The organism is Pantoea agglomerans NBRC 102470, from assembly GCF_001598475.1.
GTDB lineage: Bacteria > Pseudomonadota > Gammaproteobacteria > Enterobacterales > Enterobacteriaceae > Pantoea > Pantoea agglomerans.
Map to the genome: position 1 here is coordinate 296,071 of NZ_BCZA01000001.1, position 26,651 is coordinate 322,721.

Here is a 26,651-nt window from a genome sequence, read left to right on the forward strand (position 1 = left end):
GGCGGAACGGCTGAATGCAAGGGATGAAGCAGCCGGTGCGGTCACGATTCCGCCCGCACCGGCTTGTTATGCCCGCCACGCCTGAAAAAGAAAGGCGGGCACTGATTTAGCGCGCCATTCTGCGCACCTCGTCATCGTCATTCTGCACCGCAACCAGATCCACCGGTGGCAGATTGCCGCCACTGAACTCCACCTGACGAATCGGGAAGGCGAAGCGGATATTTCGCTCTTCCAGTGCTGCCATCAGTTGCAGGTTAATCTCCTGCTGAATATCCATGTACTTGTTGTAATCCGCATCCAGCACAAAATAGACCACTTCGAAGGTCAGTTTTGAATCCTCAAAGGCCAGGAAGTGGGCACGGTCAAAACGGGTGGTCTCAACGCCCTGGATAATCTCTTTCACCAGCGGGCTGATCTCCCGGACCTGCTCTGACGGCGTGGCATAGCTGATACCAAACTTAAAGACGATGCGGCGCTGCTGCATACGCTTATAGTTGTGGATCGTCTGCTGCAACAGAATGGTATTTGAGCAGACAATCTGCTCGCCACTCAGGCTGCGCAGTCGGGTGGTTTTCAGGCCGATATGCTCGATGGAACCGGCAATGTCACCAAAGACAATAAAATCGCCATGCTCAAACGGCTTATCAAAGCCTATCGCCAGTGAAGCAAACACATCGCTCAGTACCGTCTGAATCGCCAGCGCAATCGCGATGCCCCCGACCCCGAGACTGGCGACCAGTGCGGTAATGTTGATGCCCATGTTCGACAGAATGGCCAGGAACATCATAATCCAGACCACTACCCGCAGCAGAATCCCGAGGATCACCGTAGTGACCGGGTTGCGCACGTGCAGCGGGTCACGCAGCAGGCTTTTCAGCCATAGCCGGATGCCACAGTCGAGCCACAGAGCGAGCTGTACAATCAGCGCCAGGAACCAGCCGTGCGCGATGGTTACACTCCACGACGCGGGCAGATCGACAAACTTCAGGGCAATCAGCAGCGAAAAGATCAGCAGCAGGGTCTGGCTGGTACTGCGCAATATCTCCACCAGAATCGCAGTGGCGCGAACATGCCGATGTTCGCTGTAAAAGGCAATCCGGTTGGAGATAAAGCGAATAAGAGTACGTAATATCCAGTAAATCACCAGCGTGGACACCACTACGATGGCGCTGTTTAGCCAGAGTTCCTGATTAAAAAAGAGGGAGTGAAAACGACGTGAAGAGAGCCAGTTTTCCATTGGGGAGGGTCTCCTTGCTGGGTTCCGGTTTAAAAGAAAACAAGCAAGAAGCATAGCCTGGATGCGGCCCACCTGTGCGGCGCATCCGTAAAGTGGTTACTGGAATCGGGTCGATTTATCGCGAGCCAGGCGCTCAAGGGCAAAAATAATCTGCTGAAGCTGCCGCTCCTGCGCCGGGTTCAGCGTGGCAAAACGAAAGCTCAGTCGCGGTGTGATGCGGGTTTCATTTTTGCCGGTCACCACGCTGCGCTCGCCAATGCTCAGCAGCTTTACCGGCACGTCAAAATGGCCATACTCGCCCAGCTCGACCCGGAACGGGTTGAAACTGTCACCGTCCTGCAACCCGTCCGGCAGCGCTTCATCGACCAGCACGCCGATACCGCCCAGCGACAGATCCTGCAGACGCAGGCGCGTTTTCCTGCCATCGGGCCACACGGTATGACACCAGAACTGCGGCTCCAGCGGAGCGCAGACCCGGAAAAACTCACGTCGCTGGATCTGCCACAGCAGGTCTGGCAGCGGCGCGCTGAAAGCGGGTAACCCTTCAAACTCCACGATTTCCAGCGCGGCGAGGCTGAATTCCACCTTAGCGCCGTAGGTTTCCGCAGTGATACTGAGATCGTCGCTGGTCAGGGCATAATCGTTATCCAGATTATTACTGCCGAGGTCAAACAGCAGGCGATCTTCATCGGCAGCCAGCATCCGGCTGATAAACTGCCCACGCGGAAAGCGCACCAGTAATGGCGTCTGCAATCGCAGCAGATCTTTCATAACGCCAAGAACCGCCAGCGTGCCACGTTTTAGATATTGTTCCTGGTCGGCTTCTTTCACGTCCTGCTCCACAAGGGGGGTTACTTTATTGATGCGGTTTTTTTGCCTCGTCTCGGTTATCGGCGCGGCTAAAAAAAGCTTTAGCATGCTATTCATCAATAATAACTGTGAGCAGGCAGGCATTTTTTGAAAAGCTGGTTATACTTATCGCGGTAAACCGCTTGATTAATCAGGCGTTCACGATTTAATCAAAAAAGGAAGGAGCAACAGATGGGTATTATTTCCTGGGTCGTCTTTGGCTTAATCGCGGGTATTCTGGCGAAGTGGATTATGCCGGGTAAAGACGGTGGCGGTTTCATTCTGACTATCGTTCTGGGTATTATCGGTGCAGTAGTGGGTGGCTGGATCAGTACGCTGTTTGGCTTCGGCCGCGTCGATGGGTTTAACTTCGGAAGTTTCGTGGTCGCTGTTATCGGTGCCATCGTGGTGCTGTTCATCTACCGCAAAGTACGCAGTTGACCGTAAAGGTTTAAACGAAAAAGGGGACGAAGCGATTCGTCCCCTTTTTTTATCTCTTATTTTGCTATCAGAAGTCGTAACCGACTGTCGCCATCACGCTGCGTTCTGCGCCCCAGTAGCAGAAGCCCGTACCGTAACAGCCCGCTACATAGGTGCGGTCGGTCAGATTATTGGCGTTGACCTGCACCCAGGCACCTTTCAGGCTGCTGTTCCAGGCGCCGAGATCGGCCCGCACTGACGCATCAAACAGCGTCACCGACGGCACACGGGTGGTGTTTTCATTGTCCGCCCACTGTTTGCCGATGTAACGCACGCCCGCACCCGCACTCAGACCGTAATCAAACTGATAGTGACCCCAGAGTGCAGCCATGCTGTTGGGTGTGACATATGGCGTATGTCCGTCGTTGCCATCCACCGACTCTTTAAAGCGCAGATGATTCAGCGTATAGCTCGCCACGGTGCTCAGACGCGGGGTTAACTGATTACGCGCTTCCAGCTCAATGCCCTGTGAATGCACTTTGCCCGAAGGGGTAAAGAACGGCGTCGGTGCTTCCCGGTTCGCCACATCTTTCTGCGTCAGGTCATAGACCGCAACGCTATAGAGATCGCGGGTGCCGACCGGCTGATATTTCACCCCGGCTTCATACTGCTCCGCGGTGGTGGGCTTCAGCAGGTTATTGTTGGAATCGGTGAGCGCGGTCGGGGTAATTGCCTGGCTCCAGCTCACATAAGGCGAGATGCCGTTGTCGAAGGCATAGAGCAGCGCAGCGCGGCCGCTGATGTGATCATCCTGACGACGCTCATTGCCGCTGTTATTGGCGACGATGCGGTCATAACGACCGGAGAGATCCAGATGCCAGCGATCCAGCTTCATCTCATCCTGCAGATAGAGGCCGGTCTGATAGTAGCGACGGGTTTTATCTGCCCAGGTGTAATCCGGCATGTCGCCTACCTGCTCGCCGGTCAGGGCATTGAGCTGACTGGCTGAACCGCCCGCCGCGTTGATCTCATTTTTGTAACGATGATACTCGGCACCCAGGGTGACGCGGTGCTCCAGTTCACCGGTGTCGAACTCCGCCTGTAAGCGGTTATCGGTGGACCAGGCAGAGAGCGACGAGCGCTCACCGGAGTAAGAACGGTTCAGCAGGTCGGGATTATTTTCATCCCAGCCAACCTGATAGACCTGATCGAGATCGACATTCGAGTGGCTGTAGCTGCCGGTCGAGTAAAATGACCAGACGTCGTTGAAGCGATGGGCGAAATCGAAGCTGTAGATCTGCTCGCGACGCTTGAACTGATCGAGATCGCTGTTGCCCTCATAAAAGCCGTTGCTCAGCTTGTAGCCGTTGTGTTCGGTGAGGCTGCCGTCACCCGGTACCGAACCGTGATAACCGCCCGACGGATCCTTCTGCAGATAGGCTTTCAGGATTAGATGTGTATCTTCGTCCGGCTGCCACATCAGCTGCGGCATCAGTGCATATTTCTCTTCGCGGGTGTGATCGTACTGGGTATCGCTGTTGCGGGTCACGCCGGTCAGGCGAAACGCCCACTGATCGTTGATGGCATTGGTATAGTCAAACATCGTGCCGGTGGTGGCGTTGCTGCCCGCCTGCAACTGGATGTGACCCTCTTCGCTGAACTGAGGACGCTTGGTGACCATGTTCACCAGTCCGCCCGGCACCGTCTGACCATAGAGCGCAGAAGAGGGGCCTTTGATCACGTCGATGCGCTCAAGGAAGGCGTTATCGACCTGCAATACATTGTAACTGCCACCGTCGCTCATCAGTCGCATGCCGTCGAGGAAGGTATTATCGGTATCGCCGCCATGGAAGCCGCGTAGCGAAATAGTGTCGTAACGCGTCGCGGCACCCCCAAAGTTGGTGAAGACGCCGGAACTATAGCCCAGCGCCTGATTCAGGGTCAGCGCGCCCTGATCCTGCATCTGCTGACGGGTGACCACGGAAATCGATTGCGGCGTGGTGATGAGCGGACGATCGCTTTTGGTTGCGCCCTGGCTGGTCGTCGCCAGATAGCCCTGGGTCGGCGAGGTCGAATCTTCCTGCGGTTGCGCGGTTACCACCATATCGGCAGCATAACTCAGAGCAGGCGCGGTCAGCGCCAGGGTGCATAGGGGAACATAACCTTTCAGCGACAATGACAGTTTCATCAAAATTCCTTTCTTGGCAAAGGTTCAGGCAGGTGAATAAAAGCTTTGATAGGCAATCTCATTATCATAATGAGAATTATTACCTTTTGTAAATTGGCTGCAATTTTGCCTGTTGATGAAAGAAGGTCAAGTAAAATTCGCGGAAATGAAGTGGGGATACCCCCGGCAAGGCCAGAGGTATCCAGAGTGGATTAAGGTTGTGAGGCAGACGCCTGCGGAATATCGTGGGCGCTGTTACAGGTTTTATCTTTCGGGCAGTACTTATCCAGCAGTTTCAGCGTGACGCCGTTGGTCCAGCCGAAGCCATCCTGCAGCGGATATTCACCGCCACCGCCGCCGCCGAGATTTTTGCCATCAACGACATATTTCTCCACCAGCTTATGCTCACGGTCATAGGTGTTCTGAACGTTTTGCAGGAAGCGTAATCCCACCTCTTTCGCCAGTTTTGGCTGGTTGTAATGCTCCAGACCTTCCACAGCAACCCACTGCAGCGGTGCCCAGCCATTGGGTGCATCCCACTGCTGACCGTTGTTCACGGTGGTGGTCACCAGACCACCAGGTTTCAGCAGCTGTTTTTCCACTGCGCTGGCGGTGCTTTCAGCCTGCTTATCGCTGGCGACCTGCAGATAGAGCGGGAACAGCGCGGCAGCAGTCAGCTGAGGATGGACCTGCTTTTTCTGCCAGTCATAATCGGCGTACCAGTTCTGTTTGCTGTCCCACAGATAGCGGTTGATCGCCGCATGGCGCTTCTCCGCGCGATCGGCAAACTGCTTCGCCAGATCGCTCTGCTTGTTCATCTGATAGCCTTTCGACAGGGTCTGCTCCAGATGGAACAGCAGGCTGTTGAGGTCAACCGGGGCCAGCTGCGTGGTACGAATTGTCGACAGGTTATGCGCATCGGTAAACCAGCGCGAACTGAAATCCCAGCCCGACGCCGCACCGGAACGCAGCTCACGGTAGAGTTCGGCTTTATTCCTCTGCGGCGCTTTCTGGGCGGTGGCAACGTCATCCATCCAGGATTCTGTACGTGGCACGTCGCGCGCATCCCAGTAGCGGTTGAGCAGGCTGCCGTCCGCCAGCTTAATCACGCGCTTGCTGGCAGCGCCCGCCGCGACTTTATCGCTGTCTGCCATCCAGTAGTCATACTCTTTCTGCAGCTGCGGCAGATAACGGGTATAGGCTTTGCCGTTATCGTGCGTCGCCAGCAGATCGACCATCAGGCTGAAGAACGGTGGCTGTGAACGGCTCAGGTAGTAGCTGCGGTTGCCGTTGGGAATGTGGCCATAACGGTCGAGCAGCGAGGCGAAGTTGTCCACCATATCCTGCACTTTATCCCAGTGCCCGCTCTCGGCCAGCCCCAGCATGGTGAAGTAGCTGTCCCAGTAATAGACTTCACGGAAGCGCCCGCCTGGCACCACATAGGGTTTGGGCAACGGCAGCAGCGAGTCATACTGACCGGCGCTGCTGGTGGTGCGCGTCAGCACCGGCCACAGGCCATCAATGTGGTCACGCAGGTTTTGTCCGGCTGGCGGCACATATTTGTCACCGGCCGCGGGCAGGGTAAAGTTGGCATCCACAAAACGCTTAAGATCGAAATTGCGTTGTTTCTTCTGCATCTGCCAGTCGGCAAGAATTGAGGCGGGATCGAATTTCGGCACCGCATCCGCAAAGGTCTTTTGATCGGGATAGAACTTCGCCTGTTGCACGGCATTAAACAGCGGTCCTAAACGAACGTCAGGCGGCTGCGGCTGATTATTCAGCATGCGACTGTTGTCGTCGGCCTGGGCAGTGAAGGCGGGTACGCTCAGCAGCAACGTGAGCAGAAAGGGCGCATAACGCTGACGCCGTGGAGCGGCGTTTACCTCAATTTTTGTCATCGGTTTTTCTCCTTGTCCGAAACGCGGCCGCGCGTAACGCATTGACCACAGGACCAACTTTAGACCTTATCTGACCACTTCACCCTGAAGCGAGCCGGAAATGTGAAGCCACGGGAATTATTTTTATGGAAAAAACCGCTTTATTACGCTGGTTTTTTCTTGCTCTCACCTCGCTTTTCCCTGACGCTGAAAGAAAAAAAGGAGAGCAGGATGGAGATCATCTGGTATCACCCGTCGCAGTCTGCAGCGGCCTGGATTAACGGTTTACAACAGCGTCTGCCCCAGGTGCGGGTGCGTGCCTGGCAGCCAGGCGATAATGGTCCGGCTGATTACGCGCTGGTCCGTTCGCCCCCCACAGAAATGCTACAGGGACGCGCCACCCTGCGCGGCGTCTTTGCGCTGGGGGCAGGCGTGGACGAGATTCTGAAACAGCTGCAGCAGAACCCTGAGATGCTGCCCGACAGCGTGCCACTGTACCGGCTGGAAGATACCGGCATGGCGCGGCAGATGCAGGAGTATGCGGTTCATAGCGTACTGAGCTGGTTCCGTCGTTTTGACGACTACCGTCTCCAGCAGCAGCAACAGTGCTGGCAGCCGCTCCCCGCTTACACGCGTGAAAACTTTACTATCGGCATCCTGGGGGCGGGCGTGCTGGGGCAGAGTGTGGCGGAAAGCCTTAAACCCTGGGGATTCCCGTTACGCGTCTGGAGCCGCTCACCCAAAGAAATTGATGGCGTGACCAGCTTTGCCGGTCGCGATGCATTGCCTGCCTTTCTGCAGGAGACGCGGGTGGTGATCAACCTGCTGCCGAGCACGCACGAGACCATTAATCTTATCGACCACCACTTTTTACAGCAGCTGCCGCACGGCGCTTTCTTCCTCAACATCGCGCGTGGCGCGCAGGTGGTGGAAGAAGATCTGCTGGCCGCGCTCAATAGCGGGCAGCTGAAAGCGGCGGCGCTGGATGTCTTTCAGGTTGAACCGCTGCCCGAAGCGCATTCGCTCTGGTCACATCCGCGCGTCACGATCACGCCTCATAATGCGGCGGTAACCTTGATCGACGAAGCTATCGACTACATCGCCCGCGCCATCACCCAGGACCAGGCAGGCGAGCCGCCGCAGGGCAGGGTGGATCGTCAGCGCGGCTATTAATGAACCGGCCCCGTCAGGGGCAATCAGCAGGAGAAGAGGATGTATCCGGTAGATCTGCATATGCACACCATCGCCAGCACCCATGCTTACAGCACGCTGCACGACTACGTGACTCAGGCGAAGCAAACCGGCATGAAACTGTTTGCCATTACCGATCACGGCCCCGACATGGCCGACGCGCCGCACTACTGGCACTTCATTAATATGCGCGTCTGGCCGCGCGTGATCGATGGCGTGGGTATTCTGCGCGGTATCGAAGCCAATATTAAAAATCAGCAGGGCGAGATCGACTGTTCCGGCCCGATGCTCGATGCGCTGGATTTGATCGTCGCCGGTTTTCACGAGCCGGTTTATGCGCCGCGCGACCGGAAACATCACACGGATGCGATGATCGCTGCGATGGCGGGCGGGCTGGTCCATATCATCAGTCATCCAGGCAACCCGAAATTCCCGGTCGATATCCCGGCTATCGCCGAGGCAGCCGCGCACTACGATGTGGCGCTGGAGCTGAACAACTCCTCCTTTACCCATTCGCGTCCGGGCAGTGAACCGAACTGTCGGGCTATCGCCGCCGCCGTGCGCGATGCCGGTGGACGGCTGGCATTTGGCTCCGATTCCCATACGGCGTTTACGCTGGGTCACTTCGATCACTGCCTGCGCATCGCCCGCGAGGTGGATTTTCCTGAGGATCGGGTGTTAAATGTCACGCCGCGTCGCCTGCTCGACTTTCTGGAGCTGCGCAGCGGCAAACATATTGCTGAACTGGCTGACTTTTAGCGCCATGCCAGGTAAGCAACACGCTCACCATGATGAAAATTCCCGCTTTTATCTGCGGGGATATAATGACTGAGGCGAGTATTTTACCGTAACGTGTTCTCTTATCAGCCCGGAAAGGGCGTGTGGCAAGACCTGAAGCTTAAAGCTGAGAGAGCACTTAATAACTGAAAAATGGTCTCAATCGTTCGGGTTAGCAATGTCAACGGGGCGGTTCGTCCGGGCGGGTAATGGCGTAAACTTTAAGTTCTACTCTGCTCTTTATTGATCGCGTTAGATCAAAGCGTAGAATTACCACGCCTGATAACGCGCTTTACTAATTTAATAGTTAACCATGCTAATAGCAAAGCTGAAATTATTATTGCTATGAATAATGCATTCGCTGTTGAAGGGAAAATTTGAAATGGATTTACGATTTCACCGAGCTTCATGTAAGCATCTTCCGAAAGGGTTCTGAAGATGATTTCCGGGATCACTATAAGATAAAATAGAGTAAATACGGTGTATAAAGCCAGCCACTTGATCCTTTTCATAAGCCATTCTCTTTGCATACCTTTCACTTCAGTATACAATCGTTGCATAAGGAATTCTACACAAAGGGATGAGTATGAGCATGTCTTATCTTAAGATTAAACTTCAGGCAGAGCGAACCATTGCGCTTAACTTTGAGAAGGCACTTGCTGAGTTACATCAAACAATGCTTGATACAGGAAGGGGGATTGTGTCTGGCGCTCAACGTGCAAGCGGCTATGGTTCATGCTTTTTTGATGACTACAAGGATGTTTGTAATCAACTTAAGCAGGAAGATTTGCGATACCTGAAGCAACTCAGAATGCTGTTTACCCGGCAGGACGTGGTTTTAGAGATGGTAGAAATATACTTCAGAAAAAAACTGAGCCGTATTGGTGATACAGGCATCCAGAACATATAGAGACTGTTAGCTGAAAAAGCGTCTGATTATGCTTCTGGTAAATTCTCTAAACTTGCTATAGCACAGTTAATCGCGCTCGTTATTACACAATCCCGGGATTTCAAACAGTCACATATTAATGTAATTAATGCTACAAGTTCGTATGCCGTAACCGCTTTTAAATTTTATGGTAAGTTTGAGATTGCCACAAAAGCAGCAAGAAAATTACGCTTCGATGATGCGGAGTATTACTTCGACTTATATAATGCTAATTTAGAAATGTTCTATTATTTGATTGAGCCGGAAATGTCTAAAATAATCTATTTGAAAAATTCAGGTTCCACTAGCGAAGAGCAGATTTTAAATCTACTAAACAAGATTTTAATAAAATGAAGGCGATCCTTCGCTGGCTATATGCCTGGGTAAGTCAATCCTTCTTTGGACTTATACCACCAGCGGCCGGTCTGGTCGGGGCCATTTTTTTTGTAAGCGTTTTTCCTACATATGGTCTGCTGTTCGCTTTTCTATGGATCCTTTTAATTATTTATTTTTGTGGAAAATATTTTCGCTATTACTAGTGGAGGTAAGCCCCCGTATGAAAAGTGCTTTTTATTTTATTCTATTTTTTTATGAAAATTTACGAGTTTGATTAGCCTGTTATTGCATATCTTCATTCCGCCTGGCTAATAGTTCATCAGAATCAGAAGTTGCTGGATGATGTATTCTGAAGTTTTCTATGCAAAATTAACCAGTTGCTTTAAGATTTTTTCTGAAGTATGAACTCACTTTCTGGCTGAGATAGCCAGGTGTAAGGGTGGATTACTCAGAGTCCCGGTCATCGCCGTTGTTAAGACCGCCGATGCCGGTGGACGGCTGGCATTTGGCTCCGATTCCCATACGGCGTTTACGCTCGGAAATTTTGAACATTGCCTGCGCATCGCCCGCGAGGTGGATTTTCCTGAGGATCGGGTGTTAAATGTCACGCCGCGTCGCCTGCTCGACTTTCTGGAGCTGCGCAGCGGCAAACATATTGCTGAACTGGCTGACTTTTAATTTACTTGCCTCAAGGAAATCTGACTCATGAATGAGTTTTCCATTCTGTGCCGCGTGATTGGCTCACTGTTTAATCGTCAGCCGCAGGACCCGCTGCTGGTGCCGCTGTTTACGCTGCTGCGTGAAGGCAAACTGCAGTCGCAGTGGCCGCTGGAGCAGGATGAGCTGCTGACCCGTCTGCAACAGAACAGCGATCCCCAGGCGCTGGCCGCCGATTACAACGCGCTGTTTGTTGGCAGCGATTGCAACGTGCCGCCGTACGCCTCACAGTGGCCGGAAGGCAAAACGGAGCCAGAAGTGCGTGCGTTCCTGACCTCACGCGGAATGCCGCTGAGCGATGCGCCTGCTGATCATTTTGGTGTGCTGATGCTGGCTGCGTCATGGCTGGAAGATCAGTCAGCGGAAGATGAGAGCGCGGCGCAGATGGCGCTGTTTGAAGAGTATCTGCTGCCGTGGTGCGGTGCTTTCCTGGGGAAAGTGGAAGCGCACGCGACCACCGCTTTTTATCGTACTCTTGCCATGCTGAGCCGCGAAGCGATCCAGGCGATGTACAACGAACTGCTGGATAGCAGCGAAGAGACGCCTGACGCCTGATTCACCACGTCGCCGGGTGCGTACCCGGCGCACAGTGCTGAATCATCTTTCTCAATGGGTTCTGGGGGGGATTCTCTGGATACGGCGTGCTTTTTTTCGGGCACCTGAACCCTCTCAATCGGCTTACAGGATTAACTGCCCGGGTCGGCAGCCATACAGTTTTGCGAGACGTTCACGCGTCTTTTTCTGCGGCTTACTTTCAATACGCTCCAGTTGAGAGATCGCACTTTGCGTGGTCCCCAACTGCTGAGCCACATCATGCTGGCTAAGCCCCCGCCAGATGCGCCAGGCCGCCTGAAGACTCACTTCCTGCTCAATCATAATCCCTGCAACGTCGTGCGGGATCGTCTCATCGTCGTGCTCGTCAGCCTCCACAGGAATAGTCTCCCATTCGCCATCGCTGGCCGAGAGCAGCCTTTCATATTCCGCCACCGGCAAGACCACAAACTGGGGTTTGCCTGCTTCATCATAGATGTACTGTTTTGACATAGTTTATCCGGGTAATTGTGTGTCGCAGCAGAGGTCGTGAGTGCGTAAGGCTATGCCGGTATCCAAAAAGCTTTAGTAAGTGACGGATGTTCTTCTTGCTACCTCTGTAATTTCCAGAATCACCGGTTCGCCCCCGGTTAACGTAAAAAGGACCCGGTAGTTGCCAACCCGCAGCCGGTAGTGATTATCGCTGCCCTGCAATTTTTTAATGTCCAGTGTGACGACCGGGAAACAGAATAACTCACCCACCTTCTGGTAAATGATTTTCTGATAACGTTTGTCGATCTTCATAAGGTGCTTCAATGCCCGCCTGGACCAGTCTACCCTGACCATTCTGCACCCCGTTTCAATGAACTTCGTCCCTGAGTCATGTGTAAATAATAAGATAGCAATCTAATGCCATCAACATTATTTTTCTAATTATCTAATGTTTTGCTTCACCACGTCGCCGGGTGCGTACCCGGCGCACAGCCAGGCGTCGCACAGAGCTGTGGGGTGCCGGGCAGCCAGGCGGCCGCTCGCAGCCTCACTCCAAACCCCCACGGCGTTAATTCGTAACAGGGCAGGTTATCCTTAACCTGCGGCGTAATGCCGGAGCCTGTGTGCTGATCGGTGGGATGCTGCTGCAACAGCCACGCGGTGCGCGCCAGCGACAGCCGGACCTGGCTGCCGTGGCCCTCAATAATGCGTCGCCGTAATCCCTCCAGCACCGCCGCCGCCAGCAGATAGCCGCTGGCATGATCCAGCGCCTGCACCGGCAGCGGAACCGGTTTGTCGCTCTGCTGCCACTGCATGCCTCTTTCAGCAATGCCGCACCCCATCTGCACCAGACTGTCAAAACCCCGGCGATTGCGCCACGGACCCTGCCAGCCCCAGGCATTGAGGCCGGCATCAACCAGACCGGGTGAGAGTGACTGAAGGGTCTCCGCGTCAAACCCGAGCCGTTCCAGCGCGTCTGCCCGATAGCCATGCACCAGCACGTCTGCTTCACGCAGCAGGTGGATAAACTGCTCGCGATCGGCGGGCTGAGTCAGATCCAGCACCGCTCGTCGCTTGCCGCAGCTCATCTCTTCATCCAGCGTCGGCTCCTGCCAGCCGGGCGGATCGATGCGCAGCACGCTGGCTCCCAGGCTGGCAAGAAAACGTGTAGCGACCGGCCCGGCAATAATCCGCGTCAGATCCAGTACTTTAATGCCCATTAAAGGACGGGCTTCGGCCAGCGGCCACGCCGGCGCCGCTGCCTGTTGTGTGGTCTGCCAGCTAAATAGCGGTTCGCGCTGCACGGCCTGGCCCTGCAGATGCTGCTGCCAGGCGGCGGCACTGCGCATCTCTGCGGCACAGCCACCCGCATCAATAACGGCCTGCTCCAGTTCGCTGGCCTGCCACTGTTGCACCTGCTGCGCCAGTGCTGCGCGATCGGCGTGCGCGCCCAGCACCCGCTCCATCGCCAGCCGGTGATGCACGGCGTTGGTGTGCAGACGGATCCAGCCATCCCGGCTGCGATAGTCACCGGCAAACGCATCCCACATCGCGGGTGCCGCGCGATTCAGCGGATGAAAGCTCTGCTGAAACCAGCGTGACGCCAGCCGGACGTTAACGGTGACGGGCGGAGAGAGTTCAGGGCGGGATGTGGCGATAAGCGCAGCAGCAGCCTGCGTTGCCAGACCGATGCTGGTGGCCGCCAGTTCACTGACGGCAAAGGCAGAAGAGAAGGTGGCGCGATCAACGAAGGCGGGGAGAAGCCAGGCGGCGTCGCGACCTCGCAATCCCTGCTGCATCTGCTGCCAGAGAGAGGCGGCAAGCGGTGAGTCCATGTTGTGCTTCCTGAGAGAGGTGATTTCTCAAGCATAGCATGCGGGATTAACGCCGCCGCAGGCGCGGGAAGCGGGCATGCATCCGCAGGTTACGCAGGTTGATTACGGCAATAGCAGTGCCAAGGATCACCAGCGACGCACCGATAATCTTGAAGCTGTTGAGGCTGTCGCCCAGCACCACAATGCCCATCAGCACGGATAATACCGGCGTCAGCAGCGAGTAGGGCATGATCAGGTTAACGTTATATTTCTTCAGCAGCATATACCACAGCGTATAGGCGACAATCGACGAGGCGATAGCGCTGTAAAGAATGGCAAACCAGCCGTGCCAGCCCGCATTTTGCAGGGCGTAGAGCTGATGTGATTCCATCAACAAGCTGGATGCGCCGACGACAGGAATGGCCAGAAACGCAATCCAGCCGGTCATGGTCAGCGGTTTAATCGGCGGTGACTTTTTCACAATCAGGTTGCTGACAGCCCAGCCGGTGGCGCTGCACAACAACAGACAAAGCACCCACCACGACGGAATCGTCGGGCTGCCGGAGAGCACGACAACGCCGCTCAGCGAGATCATAATGCCCATCAGCTGCACCAGCTTCAGCTTCTCTTTCAGCACCACCATCGCCAGCAGCATGGCAATGGGTGTACCCAACTGAACCACAATTGCGCCGGTGCCGGCATCGGTATAGCGCAGGCCGACAAACAGCAGCGAAAAGTGCATAAAACCGAACGTGAAAGCCAGCAGCAACAGCCAGGGTAGCTGCTGACGGTTAATCCGGCAAAACGGTACCAGTACGATGGCGACGACCACAAAGCGCATAAACGTCAGGAAAAGTGGCGGAAGCTCCAGCAGGCCCCATTTCACCGCAACGTTGTTGAAGGCCCAGATTGAAACCACCATCAGAATCAGAAAAAAATGCCGCACAGCCACGATAATATCCTTTCGATGTTTTTTGCTTAGCCCGCTAATGATGGCACGAACTGCGGCATTGCAGCCAATCGCAGGGAGAAATTTTCTGCGATTGCCGCGCAGCCTGATGAGACTTTCGGGCGCGTTGCTGGCAGACTGATTTGAAACGACTTCTTAAAGGAAACGATTCGGTATGACCTACACGTCCGCCTTACCCCTTGCGTTAATTCAGCTTGAAGTCCCACCTGCAAACGTTGTCTCAGAGATTGGTGAACAGCCGCGCTGGTTCATCGACGCGTTAAACCTGCAACCCGATGAATACCTGATTGTACGGCCCCATCTGGGCGAGGCGCTACCCGCTTTCGACCAGATTTCCGGGGCGATCCTCAGCGGTTCCTGGGCGATGGTCACCGATCACGCTGAATGGAGCGAACGCAGCGCCGTATGGATTCGCGCAGCGATGGATCACGGCTTGCCGCTGCTGGGGGTCTGCTACGGTCACCAGCTGATGGCCTATGCGCTGGGTGGCGAGGTGGCGGACAATCCCAATGGATGGGAACGCGGGCTGTTACCAATCAACTGTATGCCGGAGGCGCAGCGCGATCCGCTACTGAAGAAATTGCCACAGGACTTCAGCGTCTGGCTGTCACATCGCCAGTCGGTGATCAGCGCGCCACAACAGGCGCAGGTGCTGGCCGCCTCTGCGCGCGATGGCTGTCAGATTGTCCGTTATTCGCCGCAGGCGCTATCGGTGCAGTTTCATCCTGAATTTTCACGGCACATCATGAACGTTTGTATGCCCAAAGGCTGTACAGAAGATGGGGCAAACGAGATGGAGGGGAAAGACTGGGCACGTGAGTTGCTGGTGGCGTTCTGGCAACAAACGCGCCCTGCAATGGCGCAAGCTCAGGGTGCGTAGTGACGCGTGCAGCGATAGACCCAGGCGGGTGGCACGTTTTTCATCACCCGCTGTCGCTCCCAGGTGAAGTAGCGCGACAGGTCTGGCTGAGTCAGCGAGGTATACTGGAACTGTACAAAGACGCCGTTGGGCCCGAGCGCGTTATACACCGCACGCAGAATCGCCTCACGCAATTCAGTGGGTAAGGAGAGCAGCGGCAGGCCGGAGAAGATCACGTCATATTCTCCGCTCAGGTATTCCGCTGAACAGGTGCGCACCGTCATGCGCGGATCGTTCAGCGCATTAAGCTTATCGGCCAGCGTGCTGCTGATCTCAAAGGCATCCAGAGTGGCATCGGGTGACATCTGCGCCAGTATCTGCCGCGTCAGTACACCGTCGCCCGCGCCGAGTTCGGCAATACGTAACTTTTCAGGCCATTCCACCGACGCAATCATGGTGCGGCACAGCGCCTCTGACGAGGGCGTAATGCTGCCCATCTTGCGCGGGTTGCGGATAAACTGATGCACGAAATTGGCTTTAGCGCGCATCAGGGTAAAAGCTGAAGCCAGCATGCTCATCTCCAGAATGAATTCATCCTCACGTTGACCCCTTTGTGCCGCACAAGTTTCTCTCTGACCAGCCTTTTGGGTAAAAGTCGGAATTATCTAAAGACGAAGCGTAAACACCCATTCCTTCGGGGCGGTCACAGTTTCCGGTTAACAGAACTGACAGGCTCTTGATGATGCTTCATGTTAATAATAAGTTTCATCATTGTTACATCAGTCACCTGTCAGGAGAATGATCATGCGTTATGCCGCCCCCGGAGAACAGGGTTCTCTGATTACCCTACAAAAGAATTATGGCAACTTCATTAATGGTGAATTCGTCGCGCCGGTGAACGGCAACTACTTCACCAATACCTCCCCGGTGAACGGCTCTGCGGCCGGTGAGTTTCCGCGCTCAGACGTTGCCGATGTTGATAACGCTGTGGCTGCTGCGGCAGCGGCGGCGGAAGCCTGGGGCAAGACCTCGCCGCAACAACGCTCGCTGCTGTTACTGAAAATCGCCGATCGGCTGGAACAGCATCTGGAGACGATGGCGGTCTATGAAACCTGGGATAACGGTAAACCGGTACGCGAAACCCTGGCGGCCGATATGCCGCTGGCCGTCGATCACTTCCGTTACTTTGCCGGTTGTGTCCGGGCGCAGGAGGGCAGTGCCGCCGAGATTGATGAGTTCACCGCCGCCTATCATTTCCATGAGCCGCTGGGCGTGGTAGCGCAGATCATTCCATGGAACTTTCCGCTATTAATGGCGGCGTGGAAACTGGCTCCGGCACTGGGCGCGGGTAACTGTGTGGTGCTGAAACCGGCTGAGCAGACCCCGCTGTCGATCACCGTTTTTGTCGATCTGATTAAAGATCTGCTGCCGCCGGGTGTGCTGAACGTGGTGCATGGGTTCGGCAAAGAGGCGGGTGAAGCGCTCGCCTCCCATTCCGGCATCGCCAAGGTAGCCTTCACCGGCTCTACCGCAACCGGCGGTCATATTCTGGAGCTGGCAGCAAAAAGCCTGATCCCCTCGACCGTTGAGCTGGGCGGTAAATCACCTAACATCTTCTTTGAAGACATCATGCAGGCGGAGGAGAGCTTTATAGAGAAAGCCGCCGAAGGCGTGGTGCTGGGTTTCCTGAATCAGGGCGAAGTCTGTACCTGTCCGTCGCGTGCGCTGGTACAGGAGTCGATCTACGAACCCTTTATGGCGGCCGTGATGAAGCGGGTAAAAACCATCAAACGTGGCGATCCGCTGGATACCGAAACCATGGTGGGCGCGCAGGCGTCGCAGCAGCAGTTTGATAAAATTCTCTCTTATCTTGAGGTTGCCCGACAGGAGGGCGCGGAAGTGCTGGTGGGCGGTGGCGTAGAGAAGCTGGATGACTCACTTAACAGCGGCTACTACATTCAGCCGACACTGCTGAAAGGCAACAACAGCATGCGCGTTTTCCAGGAGGAGATCTTTGGCCCGGTCATTGGCATCACCACCTTTAAAGATGAGGCAGAAGCAATCACTATCGCCAACGACTCCATCTATGGGTTAGGTGCTGGCGTCTGGACCCGCGATATCAACCGTGCTTATCGGGTGGGCAGGGCGATTAAAGCCGGGCGCGTCTGGACCAACTGTTATCACCTCTATCCGGCGCACGCTGCCTTTGGTGGCTATAAGAAGTCGGGTATCGGGCGTGAGACTCACAAAATGATGCTGGATCACTATCAGCAGACTAAAAACCTGCTGGTCAGCTACAGTATCGAGCCGCTGGGCTTCTTCTAGTTCTGGCCCGCAACCTGCCAGGATAACCCTGCACTCTTCCCTAAGAACCACGCTACGGCGTGGTTTTTTTTGCTCAACATAGCCGGGCATGCTGAGAAGCATCAGAAGCGTAGCGATGGCTGCAATGCCGATAAAGAACAATTAATCAGTCCTTTCTTAAAGCGACGCCGGGCCGTTTTGCGCTTCGCTTATCTCGCTTCACGACCACCTCATCCTCAGCCCTTTCTGAACCGTCCCATATTGAATCAACTTGCTGATTTGTAACCATTATCTCACTTTTTCTTACGCTAAAAACTGCCACGTATTACGGTCACCTCGCCGTTAACCTTCATTACGGTCTGGTGAAGCAGCGCCATTTTTTACATGAGTTTCTTTAATGCTGACTACAGGGGTGTCTGTTTTCTGTGTAAGAATACTTCATAGTTGCTCATCTTGTTAGGAATAATCCTAAGTGAGTGATTAAAAGTAACACATATTTGCACTAAGTAAATTACTTAAACTTTACTTAAGTAAAATCTTATGAAAGTGGCCCGTTGAAATTTTGTCAATCTTCTGTAAACTCGCAGCTTATGTTTACAAAGGAATTGTGATTTCATACCTACGGGCAGGATATACCTGGCTCGTGCGGTAGCTATGAGCTTATACGCATCTTGTAACTTACTGAATGTGATCGTGAAAACAGGAAAATCAGTCAATGCGCTGCGCTTTTTCCTTTTGTCAGCGAATAGCGTCACAACTGTAAATCTGAGTCAATATGTCAGTTTTTCGGCCAGGGATGGCATAAGTAAAGCTTGGGTTTTGCCTTCCTCATCCAATCTGACGCAAAAAAATAGATCATGTTTCTGATCATTTCTTGCCAGCTCAGATTTCTCGCTGCACCTGTCCCGGTCGCCAGAGTTGCTTTTTAATAGTTAACGTTAGTTGATCTTTTAAAGTGCCTCGCCATGGCACGTTAACGCTATTTGCTTAAGGTTTTTCTTTTAGGCTGGCACTAAGTGGCGCTCTATCAGCACCACATTCCCGATTTTCATTACTGACAACCGGCCTCTGGCCACTCTCCAGGATATGAATGGAACACAACATGAAAAAAATGGTGAAGCTCCGTATTGCGTTAGGCCTGATGTTTGTTTTTTCTGTCGCGGGTTGTAAAACGCCGCCAAAAATGACGGATGACACGCTGGTCACCAGCACCGTGGATGGCGTGGTGATCAGTCACCGTTATGCGGTTAAACCGCCTGCGCAGTTCAGCCCGGTCAATGAAACCTACCGTGCGCTCTATCCCGCTTCGGTGATGAGCCATCCGAGTTTTGGCGGCAAGGTGGTGGAGACGCTGAAAACCGGCGAAAGCTACACCGTGATTGGTCAGGTAGAGAACAACTGGCTGGCGCTGGGTGAACCCGCTCAGGCGTCAGCAGAACCTGAGCCGGGTAAAGCCAGCAGTGCCGTTAAAGAGTCAGCACCCTCCGCAGCGCCGCAGGCAACCGTTCAGCTGACCGGCTATGTGCCGTTTCGCGCCGTGGTGAAAAGCGAGCTTTACGATCAGACGATCAAGGCTGACCAGCCGAAGCGCCGGGTGCGCAGCAGCAAGAAGAAAACCTGTGTTGCGGTAAACGGTGACAGCACCGCCTGCCAGAACAGCACTAACGGAACCTGGATTATTAACTAATCGCACTAAGCAGGGAGGGCGGGATGATGACAACAACGCAATGGCGTGGGGCGCTGATAGTGCTGCTGACGTGGCTGATGACCGCGTGCAGCAGTACTCCACAGCCCGTTGCCTGGTACAACCTGGACGTTCAGGCGCAAAACCAGGTTAACGGCGGTGCGCCGCTGAAAGTCCGGGTGGTATTACTGACCTCCGATGCGGAGTTTATGTCGGCTGACTTCTACTCCCTGCAAAACCAGTCCGCTAATGCGCTGGGTAATGCGCAACTCAATACGCAACAGTTCTTCCTGACTTCCACTCAGCCCCATAAAACGCTGCGGATTAAGAGTCTGCCCGAGGCGCGCTTCATCGGCATCATGGCGGAATATCAGGCGCTGGATGGCAAGGTCTGGCGACTGTCGCTGCCGGTTCCTGAAGGCGAATCACCCTCATTCTGGGCATTCTGGAAGCGTGACGATGGTGAGCTGAATGCGCGCATCGTGGCGGGGATTAACGGCCTTCACGTGGAAAAACAGTGATGTCTATGAACAGAGCCGAAAAGGTGGTCTGGACCGAGGGGATGTTTCTGCGTCCTCACCATTTCCAGCAGTCAGAAAATTATCTTCTCAGCACCCTGCGTGAGTGGGGCCAGTCGCAGCGCGCCTATACCTGGGGTTTTTACGATCTGGAGTTCGATGAAGCGCTGCTGCGCCAGGGGAAACTGGCGCTGAGCGCCGCCAGCGGTTGTCTGCCTGACGGCACGTTTTTTGCCTTCAGCCAGCCACAGCACGGTCCGGCCCCGCTTGATCTGCCTGCTTCCGTTGACCGCAGCAAAGTGGTGCTGGCCATTCCGGCACGCCGCAATGGCCGCGAAGCGGTGGCCTTTCAGGAGTCGCAGGATTCTCTGGCTCGCTACCTCGCCTGGGAAGCGGAAGTGGAAGATGACAATGCCCAGGCCGTGGGCAGCGCCACGGTGCAGTTCGGCAAACTGCGTCTGCGGCTGATGCTGGAACAGGATCTGACCGCCGAGTGGACCGCCATGGGCGTGGCTCAGGTGATTGAAAAACGCAGCGACAACCACATCCGGCTCGACAGCGACTACATCCCGCCGATGCTGACGCTTAACAGCAGCCGTCCGCTGCAAAACATGTTCAACGATCTGCACGGGCTGATCCAGCAACGCAGCCAGCAGCTGAGTCAGCGTGCGCCGGGCACCGGTCGTTTCAACAGCGCGGATATGGTCGATTTTATGCTGCTGGCGCTGCTCAATCGTCAGCTTGGCCTGCACACTCATCTGCAACATCTGCCGCTGCTGCATCCTGAAACGCTCTACAGCCACTGGCTGCAACTGGCGGCGGAGCTCAGTACCTGGACGCCAGCCCGCGCGCCCGATGGCCTGCCGCTCTACGATCATGACGATCTGCACAGCTGTTTTAGCCGCCTGTCACTGCTGCTGCGTCAGGGGCTGTCCCAGGTGATGGAAGAGAGCGCGATTCAGCTGCCGCTGATTCAGCGCTCGCACGGTCTTAACGTCGCGACCGTGCCGGAGAGCAGTATGGTGCATGAGTTTGGCTTTGTGCTGGCGGTGAAAGCCAGCGTGCCAGCCGACACCCTCAAAACCCACTTCCCGGCGCAGATGAAAGTCGCCCCGGTCAGCAAAATTCGCGATCTGGTGCAGTTGCAATTGCCCGGTCTGGCACTTCGGGCGATGCCCGGCGCGCCGCCGCAGATCCCGTGGCATGCCGGATACAGCTATTTCGAACTGGATAAGAACAGCGAGCTATGGAAAGAGATGGAGCGCTCGGGCGCTTTTGCGCTGCATCTTGCCGGTGAGTTTCCAGGTCTGAACATGGAGTTCTGGGCCATTCGTAGTCAGTCAGAATCATAAACTGAGCACGCAGCATGATGCAGGAACAACAAAAATCACACAGCGATCTTGCGCCGGAGGCCAGCCATCAGAATGTGCTGGTCGCGGCGGCCAACCCCCTGATTAACGCCATTCCTCAGATCCGTCACTCGGTATCACATGAAGACCCGGCGCAGCTGCGTCAGCAGCTGATCGATCAGATTCGGCGCTTCGAGCTGAGCTGCCAGCAGTCAGGCCTGGGCTATGAAGTGATCATCGGCGCGCGATACTGTCTCTGTACCGCGCTGGATGAGGCGGCGGCGCTGACGCCGTGGGGCAGCCGCGGCGTCTGGACCAGCAATGGTCTGCTGGTCACCTTTCACAATGAAACCTGGGGCGGCGAAAAGTTTTTTCAGCTGCTGGCTAAGCTGTCGCAGAACCCAAGACGCCACATTCTGATGCTGGAGTTGATCTACTTCTGCCTGCTGCTGGGGTTCGAAGGACGCTACCGGGTGCTGGACAACGGTCGCTCGCAGCTGGAGACCATCAAACAGCGCCTGCTGCAGATGATCAAAAGCGTGCGTGGCAATTATGCAGCAGCGCTGTCTCCGCATCCCACCGATCAGCCGGTCCTGCGCAAATTGTGGCGGCCAATGATCCCGCTGTGGGCCTGTGCGGCGGTGGCGGGGCTGGCGGCCTGCCTGTTCTATATCGTGCTCAACTGGCGTCTCGGCGATTACACCTCGCCGGTACTGGCCCGTATCTATCAGACGGCGCTGCCGGAAGTGAAGATCGGCAACCCTGCGCCACCACCACCCGCCACGCTGAATCTGCGCGCTTTCCTGAAACCGGAAATTGATGCCGGGCTGGTAGCGGTGCGTGACGAAGCGGACCGCAGCGTGGTGACGCTGAAAGGGGACGGACTGTTTGCCTCGGCGGCCACCGAAGTACGTGGACGTTACACCGACGTAATCCAGCGCATCGCTGCTGCCATGAACAATGTCAGCGGCCAGATTCAGGTGATTGGCTACAGCGATAACGTGCCGATCCGCAGTGCCCGCTTCGCCTCCAACTTTGAGCTTTCGCTGGCGCGTGCCCGGTCAGTACAGACCCTGTTGCAACAGCAGCTGGCGCAGCCGTCACGGGTGAAAGCGGAAGGGCGCGGTGAAAGCAATCCGCTGGTGCCTAATAACAGCGCAGAAAATCGCGCACGTAATCGTCGTGTTGAAATTACCCTGCTGGTGGCACCGGATGCGACGCATGCCGAACTCAACGGCCTGGCGAGAGGGAACTGATCCATGCTGAATATTCTGTTTGCGGTGCTGACCAGCCGCCTCGCGTGGGGCTTTGTCGGCATTACCGCGCTCTCTTTTATCATCTGGGTGATTGGCCCGGTGTTCTCAATCGTCGATTCGCGCCCGCTTGAGCCGGAGCAGAACCGCATTATCAGTATCGCGCTGCTCTATCTGGTGTGGGGCTTAGGCCAGGCGATTCCGCGGCTCTATAACATCTGGCTCAATCGCAAGCTGATGTCGAGCCTCGAAACCGGCAAAAGCGATGCGCCGGAAGCCGATCGTCAGCGCCTGACCAGTGAAGAGCAGGTGCTGGCAGGGCGTTTCTCTGAAGCCACTGACATGCTGAAAAAGGCGCACTTCCAGCGCCACAGCAGCAAGGGCACGCCGTTCTGGGCACAGCGCTTTGGCCGTCAGTATCTCTATCAGCTGCCGTGGTACATGATCATTGGCGCGCCCGGTGCCGGTAAAACCACCGCGCTGGTCAACTCGGGGCTGCAGTTTCCGCTGGCAGATAAATTCGGCAAGTCGGCGCTGCGCGGCATTGGCGGCACCCGCAACTGCGACTGGTGGTTCACCAATGACGCGGTGCTGCTCGATACCGCCGGGCGCTACAGTACCCAGGAGAGTCAGCAGGAGCGTGATGCCAGCGAATGGCATCATTTTCTCGACCTGCTGCGTAAATATCGCGGACGTCAGCCGATCAACGGCGTGATCGTCACGCTGAGCGTTTCCGATCTGCTGTCGCAGTCGCCCGAGGCGCTGCGTAATCAGGCGCTGGCCCTGCGTCAGCGGCTGATGGAGTTGCACGATCGCCTTGGCATCCGTTTCCCGGTCTATGTGCTGGTCACCAAAGCGGATCTGCTCAAAGGCTTCCGCAGCTACTTTGCCTCGCTGGATAAAGCGCAGCGTGAACAAATCTGGGGATTCACCTTTCCCTGGGCGAAAGCGTCCGCCGCCGATTTCGAACTTAATAACCAGTTCCAGCAGGAGTACTCCCTGCTGCAACAGCGTCTGGATGCCGGACTGGCCGATCGGCTGCTGACGGAAAGCGACGCGCAGGCGCGGGCAGAGAGCTATCTCTTCCCGCAGGAGTTTGCGGCGCTGCGACCGTTGCTGGCAGACGCGCTCGACACGTTGTTTGCCCGCTCCGATTTTGAAACCCAGTTCGCACCGCGCGGTATCTACTTTGCCAGCGGCACCCAGGAGGGACTGCCGTTTGACCGGGTGATGGGCGAGCTGAACCGCGCACTGAATCTGCCGGGGCAGCAGGCTGGCGAGTCAGGAAGCTGGGATAAGGTCGATAAAGAGTCGCCCATCCCGCAGAACAAAGGGCAGAGCTTCTTCCTGAAAGGGGTGCTGGAAAATGTGATTTTCCAGGAGTCCGGTCTGGCGGGCAGCAACCGCTGGTGGGAGCTGCGCAACCGCGCCGGGCTCTGGTCGGGTTATCTGGCGCTGCTGCTGATATTGCTGGTGGCCGGGGCGCTGTGGCTCACCAGCTACAGTAAAAACAAAGCCTATCTGCAGGAGATGGCCGCTAAAGCGCCGCAGGTTGAACAACTGGGCGATCAGCTTCAGCAGCAGGTCAATGGCGACCTCTTTGCGCTGGTGCCTTATCTCAACACTCTGTTGCACCTGCCGGAGAGCGCCGACTTCTCACTGGAAGCACCGCCGCTGACGCGCCGCATGGGGCTTTATCGCGGCACCGAGGTCAGCGATGCCACCCGTGCGCTCTACGACAAGGCACTGAAACAGCTGCTGTTGCCGCAGGTGGCGCAGAACATCACCCGCTGGCTGCGTAATGACAACGGCAGTGATGCTGACTACAGCTATGAAGCGCTGAAAGCGTATCAGATGCTCTACCAGCCAAAGCACTACGATGGCAAATTCCTGCAGGCGTGGCTGATGCTCAACCTGTCACGCGAACTGCCGCAGAACGTTACCCAGCAGCAGGTGAAACAGCTGGCGTGGCACCTGCAACAGTTGCTGGAGACGCAGATTCACTCGTCGCCGTATGCGAAGGATGAAGCGCTGGTAAAGCGCGAGCAGGCGCTGATTAATCAGATGCCGCTGTCACAGCGCGTCTATGGACGGCTGAAGCGCCTGCTGCAACGCGATGACAGCCTGCAGCCGGTGACGCTGGCGGCGCTGGGTGGTCCCCAGAGCGAGCTGGTGTTTTCCCGCAAAAGCGGTAAATCGGTCAATGACGGTGTGGCGGGTCTCTATACGCCGGATGGCTACTGGCAGCACGTGGATAAGCAGATTGCCCCGGTGACCCAGGCGTTGTATCAGGACGATCTCTGGGTGCTGGGCGGCGCGGCGCCGCAGCAGAAAAGTGAGCAGACGGATCTTGCGGTGCGCCAGCTCTACGTGCAGGACTATATCCGGCAGTGGGAGCAGTTCCTCAGCGACATTCAGCTCAACAGCAGCGCCGATCTCTCGCAACGCATCAACACCGCCCGTTTGCTGTCGGGCAACCATTCGCCGCTGCGCCAGCTGGTGATCAACCTCGGTGGTCTGCTGACGCTGAATCGGGCGCAGCCGGATGAGAAAACCGCGCAGGCAGCAAAGCCGTCGGATAACAGCGCCACCCGCACCCTTGAAGCGCTATTTACCTCGCCCGAGGCCAGTGCCGCGCGCGGACAGGCCGCTACTCAGGCATCCCCGGAGCAGGCCGTCGCGCTGCACTTTGCGCCGGTTCTGGAGCTGGCCCAGCCGCTGCAGCAGGGCAGTAAGGTGCTGGCGGTGGATGACTTCCTGCATCAGATTGACGATCTCTATCGATACCTCACCGCCGTGCAGGATGCGGCGAACAGCGGGATGCCGCCACCGGCCAGCGATGCCATCAGTCGTCTGCAGGCCAGTGCCGGCCGTCTGCCGGGTTCATTGCAGAACATGGTTTCCAGCATGGCGGTGGGTGCCAGCAGCGACGCACAGCGCCGCGATATGGATAACGTCCGCAAGCGCATCACCATGGAAGTGGGCAGTTTCTGCCGCCAGGCGATCGCCGGTCGCTATCCGCTGGTTCGCTCTGCGCGCAGTGAGGTCACACCAGACGATCTGGCGCGGATGTTTGCACCCGGCAGCGGCATGATGGACAGCTTCTTCCGCGACAACCTGGCCAGCAAAGTCGACACCACCAACGCGGCGTGGCGCTTTACGCCGGGCATTGACGGTAAAACCCTGCCGGGAGGCGAAGCCCTGCTGCGGCCCTTCCAGCAGGCGCAGTCAATCCGCGATGCCTTCTTTGCCAATGGTGCGACCACGCCCGGCTTCCGCGTCACGCTGCGTACGGTAAAAATGGATAACGACATCCTTAACCTGACGCTGGATGTGGATGGGCAGATTTTACGCTACAGCCACGGACCGCAGGCGGTACAGATGGTCAGCTGGCCCGGCCCCGGCGGCACCAGCCAGGTGCGGATGCAGCTGGGTCTGACCAACGGCACCACCTCCACGCTGGTCACCAGCGGTCCCTGGGCGCTCAATCGCTTCTTTGACCGCGCCCGGCTGACAGCGGCAGGCGGCCTGACCCGCGAAGCGAGTTTCAGCGTGGACGGTCATCAGGTCACGCTGTCGTTCACCCCTGGCAGCATTCGTAACCCGTTCCAGCTTCCCGGCTTTAGCTGCCCCTGAAACAGGACCCGACAATGACTCATTACGCTGCACCCTGCTGGTACGGCAAAGTGCCCAGCGCGGGTGACTTTGTGAAGCGCCGCTTCCCGGACGTGCTCTATCGCCAATGGTCCAGCTGGTTTCAGGTGGGCCTGCATCACTGGCAGAGCAGTCAGGAGAGTGATAACGCCCCGTCGCGCCCGTTCCTTAACGCGCCGGTCTGGAATTTTGTGGTGCCGCCGATGCTGGGCAGCCAGCTGATTCAGATGGGCTGCCTGATTGCCGCGCGTGACAGCGTGGGCCGTAACTACCCACTCTGCGCATTGCGCCACTTCACGCCCGCCGAGTGGTCGCCAGCCCTGCTGGCGCGCTCCGGCGAGTGGTATCAGCAGGTCGGCAATACGCTGTTGCGGGTGGTGCAGGGCGGCGGGTCACCGGAGCAGCTGGATCAGGCGCTGATCAGCATTCCTCAGCCGCAGCCGCCGCAGGAGTCGGACGAGACGTCAGACATTCTCAACGTCATCGGGCATGGCGATACCCCTTCGACGCTGAACTGGACACTGCCGGGCGAGAACTTCGACCCGCAGTTCTACACCAGTTTCTGGTGGACCAATCAAAGCGACGGTTTCCCGCTTTATACCCAGGTTCACAGCGGTAATTTTACCGCCCAGCTCTTTTCATTGCTGTTTGATCCGGCCGGTGGGGCAAAGCCGGGACGAAACGGACTTTATCCCCCGATGTTTGAATCCTGAGGCGACACGCA

22 protein-coding genes and 1 pseudogene are annotated in these 26,651 nt (G+C 56.2%); 14 read left to right on the forward strand and 9 right to left on the reverse strand.

Features of this window, described 5'->3' with window-relative positions:
- Positions 1-106: 106 nt before the first annotated feature.
- A complete protein-coding gene (locus PAG01S_RS01405; protein ID WP_010246173.1) occupies positions 107-1,237 on the reverse strand; it encodes a mechanosensitive ion channel family protein in 1,131 nt (376 codons plus the stop codon).
- Between the two features lie 96 nt (positions 1,238-1,333).
- Positions 1,334-2,068 carry a flagellar brake protein gene (locus PAG01S_RS01410; protein WP_031592913.1) on the reverse strand — a complete coding sequence of 245 codons (735 nt, stop codon included), beginning with the start codon at positions 2,066-2,068 and terminating at the stop codon, positions 1,334-1,336.
- 210 nt (positions 2,069-2,278) lie between these two features.
- Here PAG01S_RS01410 and PAG01S_RS01415 point away from each other — a divergent pair, with 210 nt between their 5' ends.
- The gene (locus PAG01S_RS01415; RefSeq protein WP_010246168.1) at positions 2,279-2,527 is read left to right on the forward strand and encodes a GlsB/YeaQ/YmgE family stress response membrane protein; all 249 of its coding nucleotides are present in this window, start codon (positions 2,279-2,281) and stop codon (positions 2,525-2,527) included.
- Positions 2,528-2,594: 67 nt separating this feature from the next.
- Here PAG01S_RS01415 and PAG01S_RS01420 read toward each other — a convergent pair whose 3' ends face one another.
- A complete protein-coding gene (locus PAG01S_RS01420; protein WP_062757446.1) occupies positions 2,595-4,694 on the reverse strand; it encodes a TonB-dependent siderophore receptor in 2,100 nt (699 codons plus the stop codon).
- Positions 4,695-4,885: 191 nt separating this feature from the next.
- Positions 4,886-6,571, reverse strand: a complete 1,686-nt coding sequence (treA, locus tag PAG01S_RS01425) for an alpha,alpha-trehalase TreA (protein ID WP_062757448.1) — start codon at positions 6,569-6,571, stop codon at positions 4,886-4,888.
- Between the two features lie 210 nt (positions 6,572-6,781).
- Between treA and ghrA the strand changes: the two genes are divergently transcribed.
- The 5 genes and pseudogenes from ghrA to PAG01S_RS01455 all read left to right on the forward strand — a co-directional run bounded on the left by ghrA (position 6,782) and on the right by PAG01S_RS01455 (position 11,054).
- Positions 6,782-7,723 (forward strand): glyoxylate/hydroxypyruvate reductase GhrA, encoded by a 942-nt coding sequence (gene ghrA, locus PAG01S_RS01430; RefSeq protein WP_062757449.1) that lies wholly within the window; start codon positions 6,782-6,784, stop codon positions 7,721-7,723.
- Between the two features lie 39 nt (positions 7,724-7,762).
- On the forward strand, positions 7,763-8,500 hold the full coding sequence (locus tag PAG01S_RS01435; protein WP_033771485.1) for a phosphatase: 738 nt from the start codon (positions 7,763-7,765) through the stop codon (positions 8,498-8,500).
- Between the two features lie 610 nt (positions 8,501-9,110).
- On the forward strand, positions 9,111-9,428 hold the full coding sequence (locus PAG01S_RS22540) for a hypothetical protein (RefSeq protein ID WP_255265337.1): 318 nt from the start codon (positions 9,111-9,113) through the stop codon (positions 9,426-9,428).
- Positions 9,429-10,265: 837 nt separating this feature from the next.
- Positions 10,266-10,460, forward strand: a pseudogene (locus tag PAG01S_RS01450) (phosphatase); the annotation flags it as partial.
- A gap of 27 nt (positions 10,461-10,487) precedes the next feature.
- Positions 10,488-11,054, forward strand: coding sequence for a TorD/DmsD family molecular chaperone (locus PAG01S_RS01455; protein ID WP_010246159.1), 567 nt, complete (start codon positions 10,488-10,490; stop codon positions 11,052-11,054).
- A gap of 123 nt (positions 11,055-11,177) precedes the next feature.
- On the opposite strand, the gene PAG01S_RS01460 is transcribed toward PAG01S_RS01455, so the two are convergent.
- The 4 genes from PAG01S_RS01460 to PAG01S_RS01475 all read right to left on the reverse strand — a co-directional run bounded on the left by PAG01S_RS01460 (position 11,178) and on the right by PAG01S_RS01475 (position 14,288).
- The gene (locus PAG01S_RS01460) at positions 11,178-11,543 is read right to left on the reverse strand and encodes a helix-turn-helix domain-containing protein (RefSeq protein ID WP_010246157.1); all 366 of its coding nucleotides are present in this window, start codon (positions 11,541-11,543) and stop codon (positions 11,178-11,180) included.
- Positions 11,544-11,615: 72 nt separating this feature from the next.
- Positions 11,616-11,876 carry a type II toxin-antitoxin system RelE family toxin gene (locus PAG01S_RS01465; protein WP_062757452.1) on the reverse strand — a complete coding sequence of 87 codons (261 nt, stop codon included), beginning with the start codon at positions 11,874-11,876 and terminating at the stop codon, positions 11,616-11,618.
- A 104-nt stretch (positions 11,877-11,980) separates the two neighbouring features.
- Positions 11,981-13,357, reverse strand: a complete 1,377-nt coding sequence (locus PAG01S_RS01470) for a CoA transferase (RefSeq protein ID WP_062757454.1) — start codon at positions 13,355-13,357, stop codon at positions 11,981-11,983.
- 46 nt (positions 13,358-13,403) lie between these two features.
- Entirely contained in the window at positions 13,404-14,288 is an 885-nt protein-coding gene (locus PAG01S_RS01475) for a DMT family transporter (protein ID WP_061901546.1), read from the reverse strand.
- Between the two features lie 172 nt (positions 14,289-14,460).
- Between PAG01S_RS01475 and PAG01S_RS01480 the strand changes: the two genes are divergently transcribed.
- On the forward strand, positions 14,461-15,186 hold the full coding sequence (locus PAG01S_RS01480; RefSeq protein WP_033757357.1) for a glutamine amidotransferase: 726 nt from the start codon (positions 14,461-14,463) through the stop codon (positions 15,184-15,186).
- Here PAG01S_RS01480 and PAG01S_RS01485 read toward each other — a convergent pair.
- Positions 15,174-15,737, reverse strand: coding sequence for a class I SAM-dependent methyltransferase (locus PAG01S_RS01485; RefSeq protein WP_022625824.1), 564 nt, complete (start codon positions 15,735-15,737; stop codon positions 15,174-15,176). The two genes, PAG01S_RS01480 and PAG01S_RS01485, sit on opposite strands and share 13 nt — an antisense overlap.
- A gap of 232 nt (positions 15,738-15,969) precedes the next feature.
- On the opposite strand from PAG01S_RS01485, the gene exaC reads away from it, so the two are divergent.
- The 7 genes from exaC to tagF all read left to right on the forward strand — a co-directional run bounded on the left by exaC (position 15,970) and on the right by tagF (position 26,640).
- Positions 15,970-17,490 carry an acetaldehyde dehydrogenase ExaC gene (gene exaC / locus PAG01S_RS01490; RefSeq protein WP_062757456.1) on the forward strand — a complete coding sequence of 507 codons (1,521 nt, stop codon included), beginning with the start codon at positions 15,970-15,972 and terminating at the stop codon, positions 17,488-17,490.
- Positions 17,491-18,559: 1,069 nt separating this feature from the next.
- A complete protein-coding gene (locus PAG01S_RS01495; protein ID WP_010669898.1) occupies positions 18,560-19,156 on the forward strand; it encodes a hypothetical protein in 597 nt (198 codons plus the stop codon).
- A 23-nt stretch (positions 19,157-19,179) separates the two neighbouring features.
- On the forward strand, positions 19,180-19,674 hold the full coding sequence (gene tssJ / locus PAG01S_RS01500) for a type VI secretion system lipoprotein TssJ (protein ID WP_050680021.1): 495 nt from the start codon (positions 19,180-19,182) through the stop codon (positions 19,672-19,674).
- 5 nt (positions 19,675-19,679) lie between these two features.
- Entirely contained in the window at positions 19,680-21,023 is a 1,344-nt protein-coding gene (tssK, locus tag PAG01S_RS01505) for a type VI secretion system baseplate subunit TssK (RefSeq protein ID WP_010246132.1), read from the forward strand.
- 14 nt (positions 21,024-21,037) lie between these two features.
- Positions 21,038-22,276, forward strand: a complete 1,239-nt coding sequence (locus PAG01S_RS01510) for a DotU family type VI secretion system protein (RefSeq protein ID WP_010246128.1) — start codon at positions 21,038-21,040, stop codon at positions 22,274-22,276.
- Positions 22,277-22,279: 3 nt separating this feature from the next.
- Positions 22,280-25,909: a type VI secretion system membrane subunit TssM gene (gene tssM / locus PAG01S_RS01515; protein ID WP_010246125.1), complete on the forward strand. Its 3,630-nt coding sequence runs from the start codon at positions 22,280-22,282 to the stop codon at positions 25,907-25,909.
- Between the two features lie 14 nt (positions 25,910-25,923).
- Positions 25,924-26,640: a type VI secretion system-associated protein TagF gene (gene tagF, locus PAG01S_RS01520; RefSeq protein ID WP_010246121.1), complete on the forward strand. Its 717-nt coding sequence runs from the start codon at positions 25,924-25,926 to the stop codon at positions 26,638-26,640.
- Positions 26,641-26,651 lie beyond the last annotated feature (11 nt).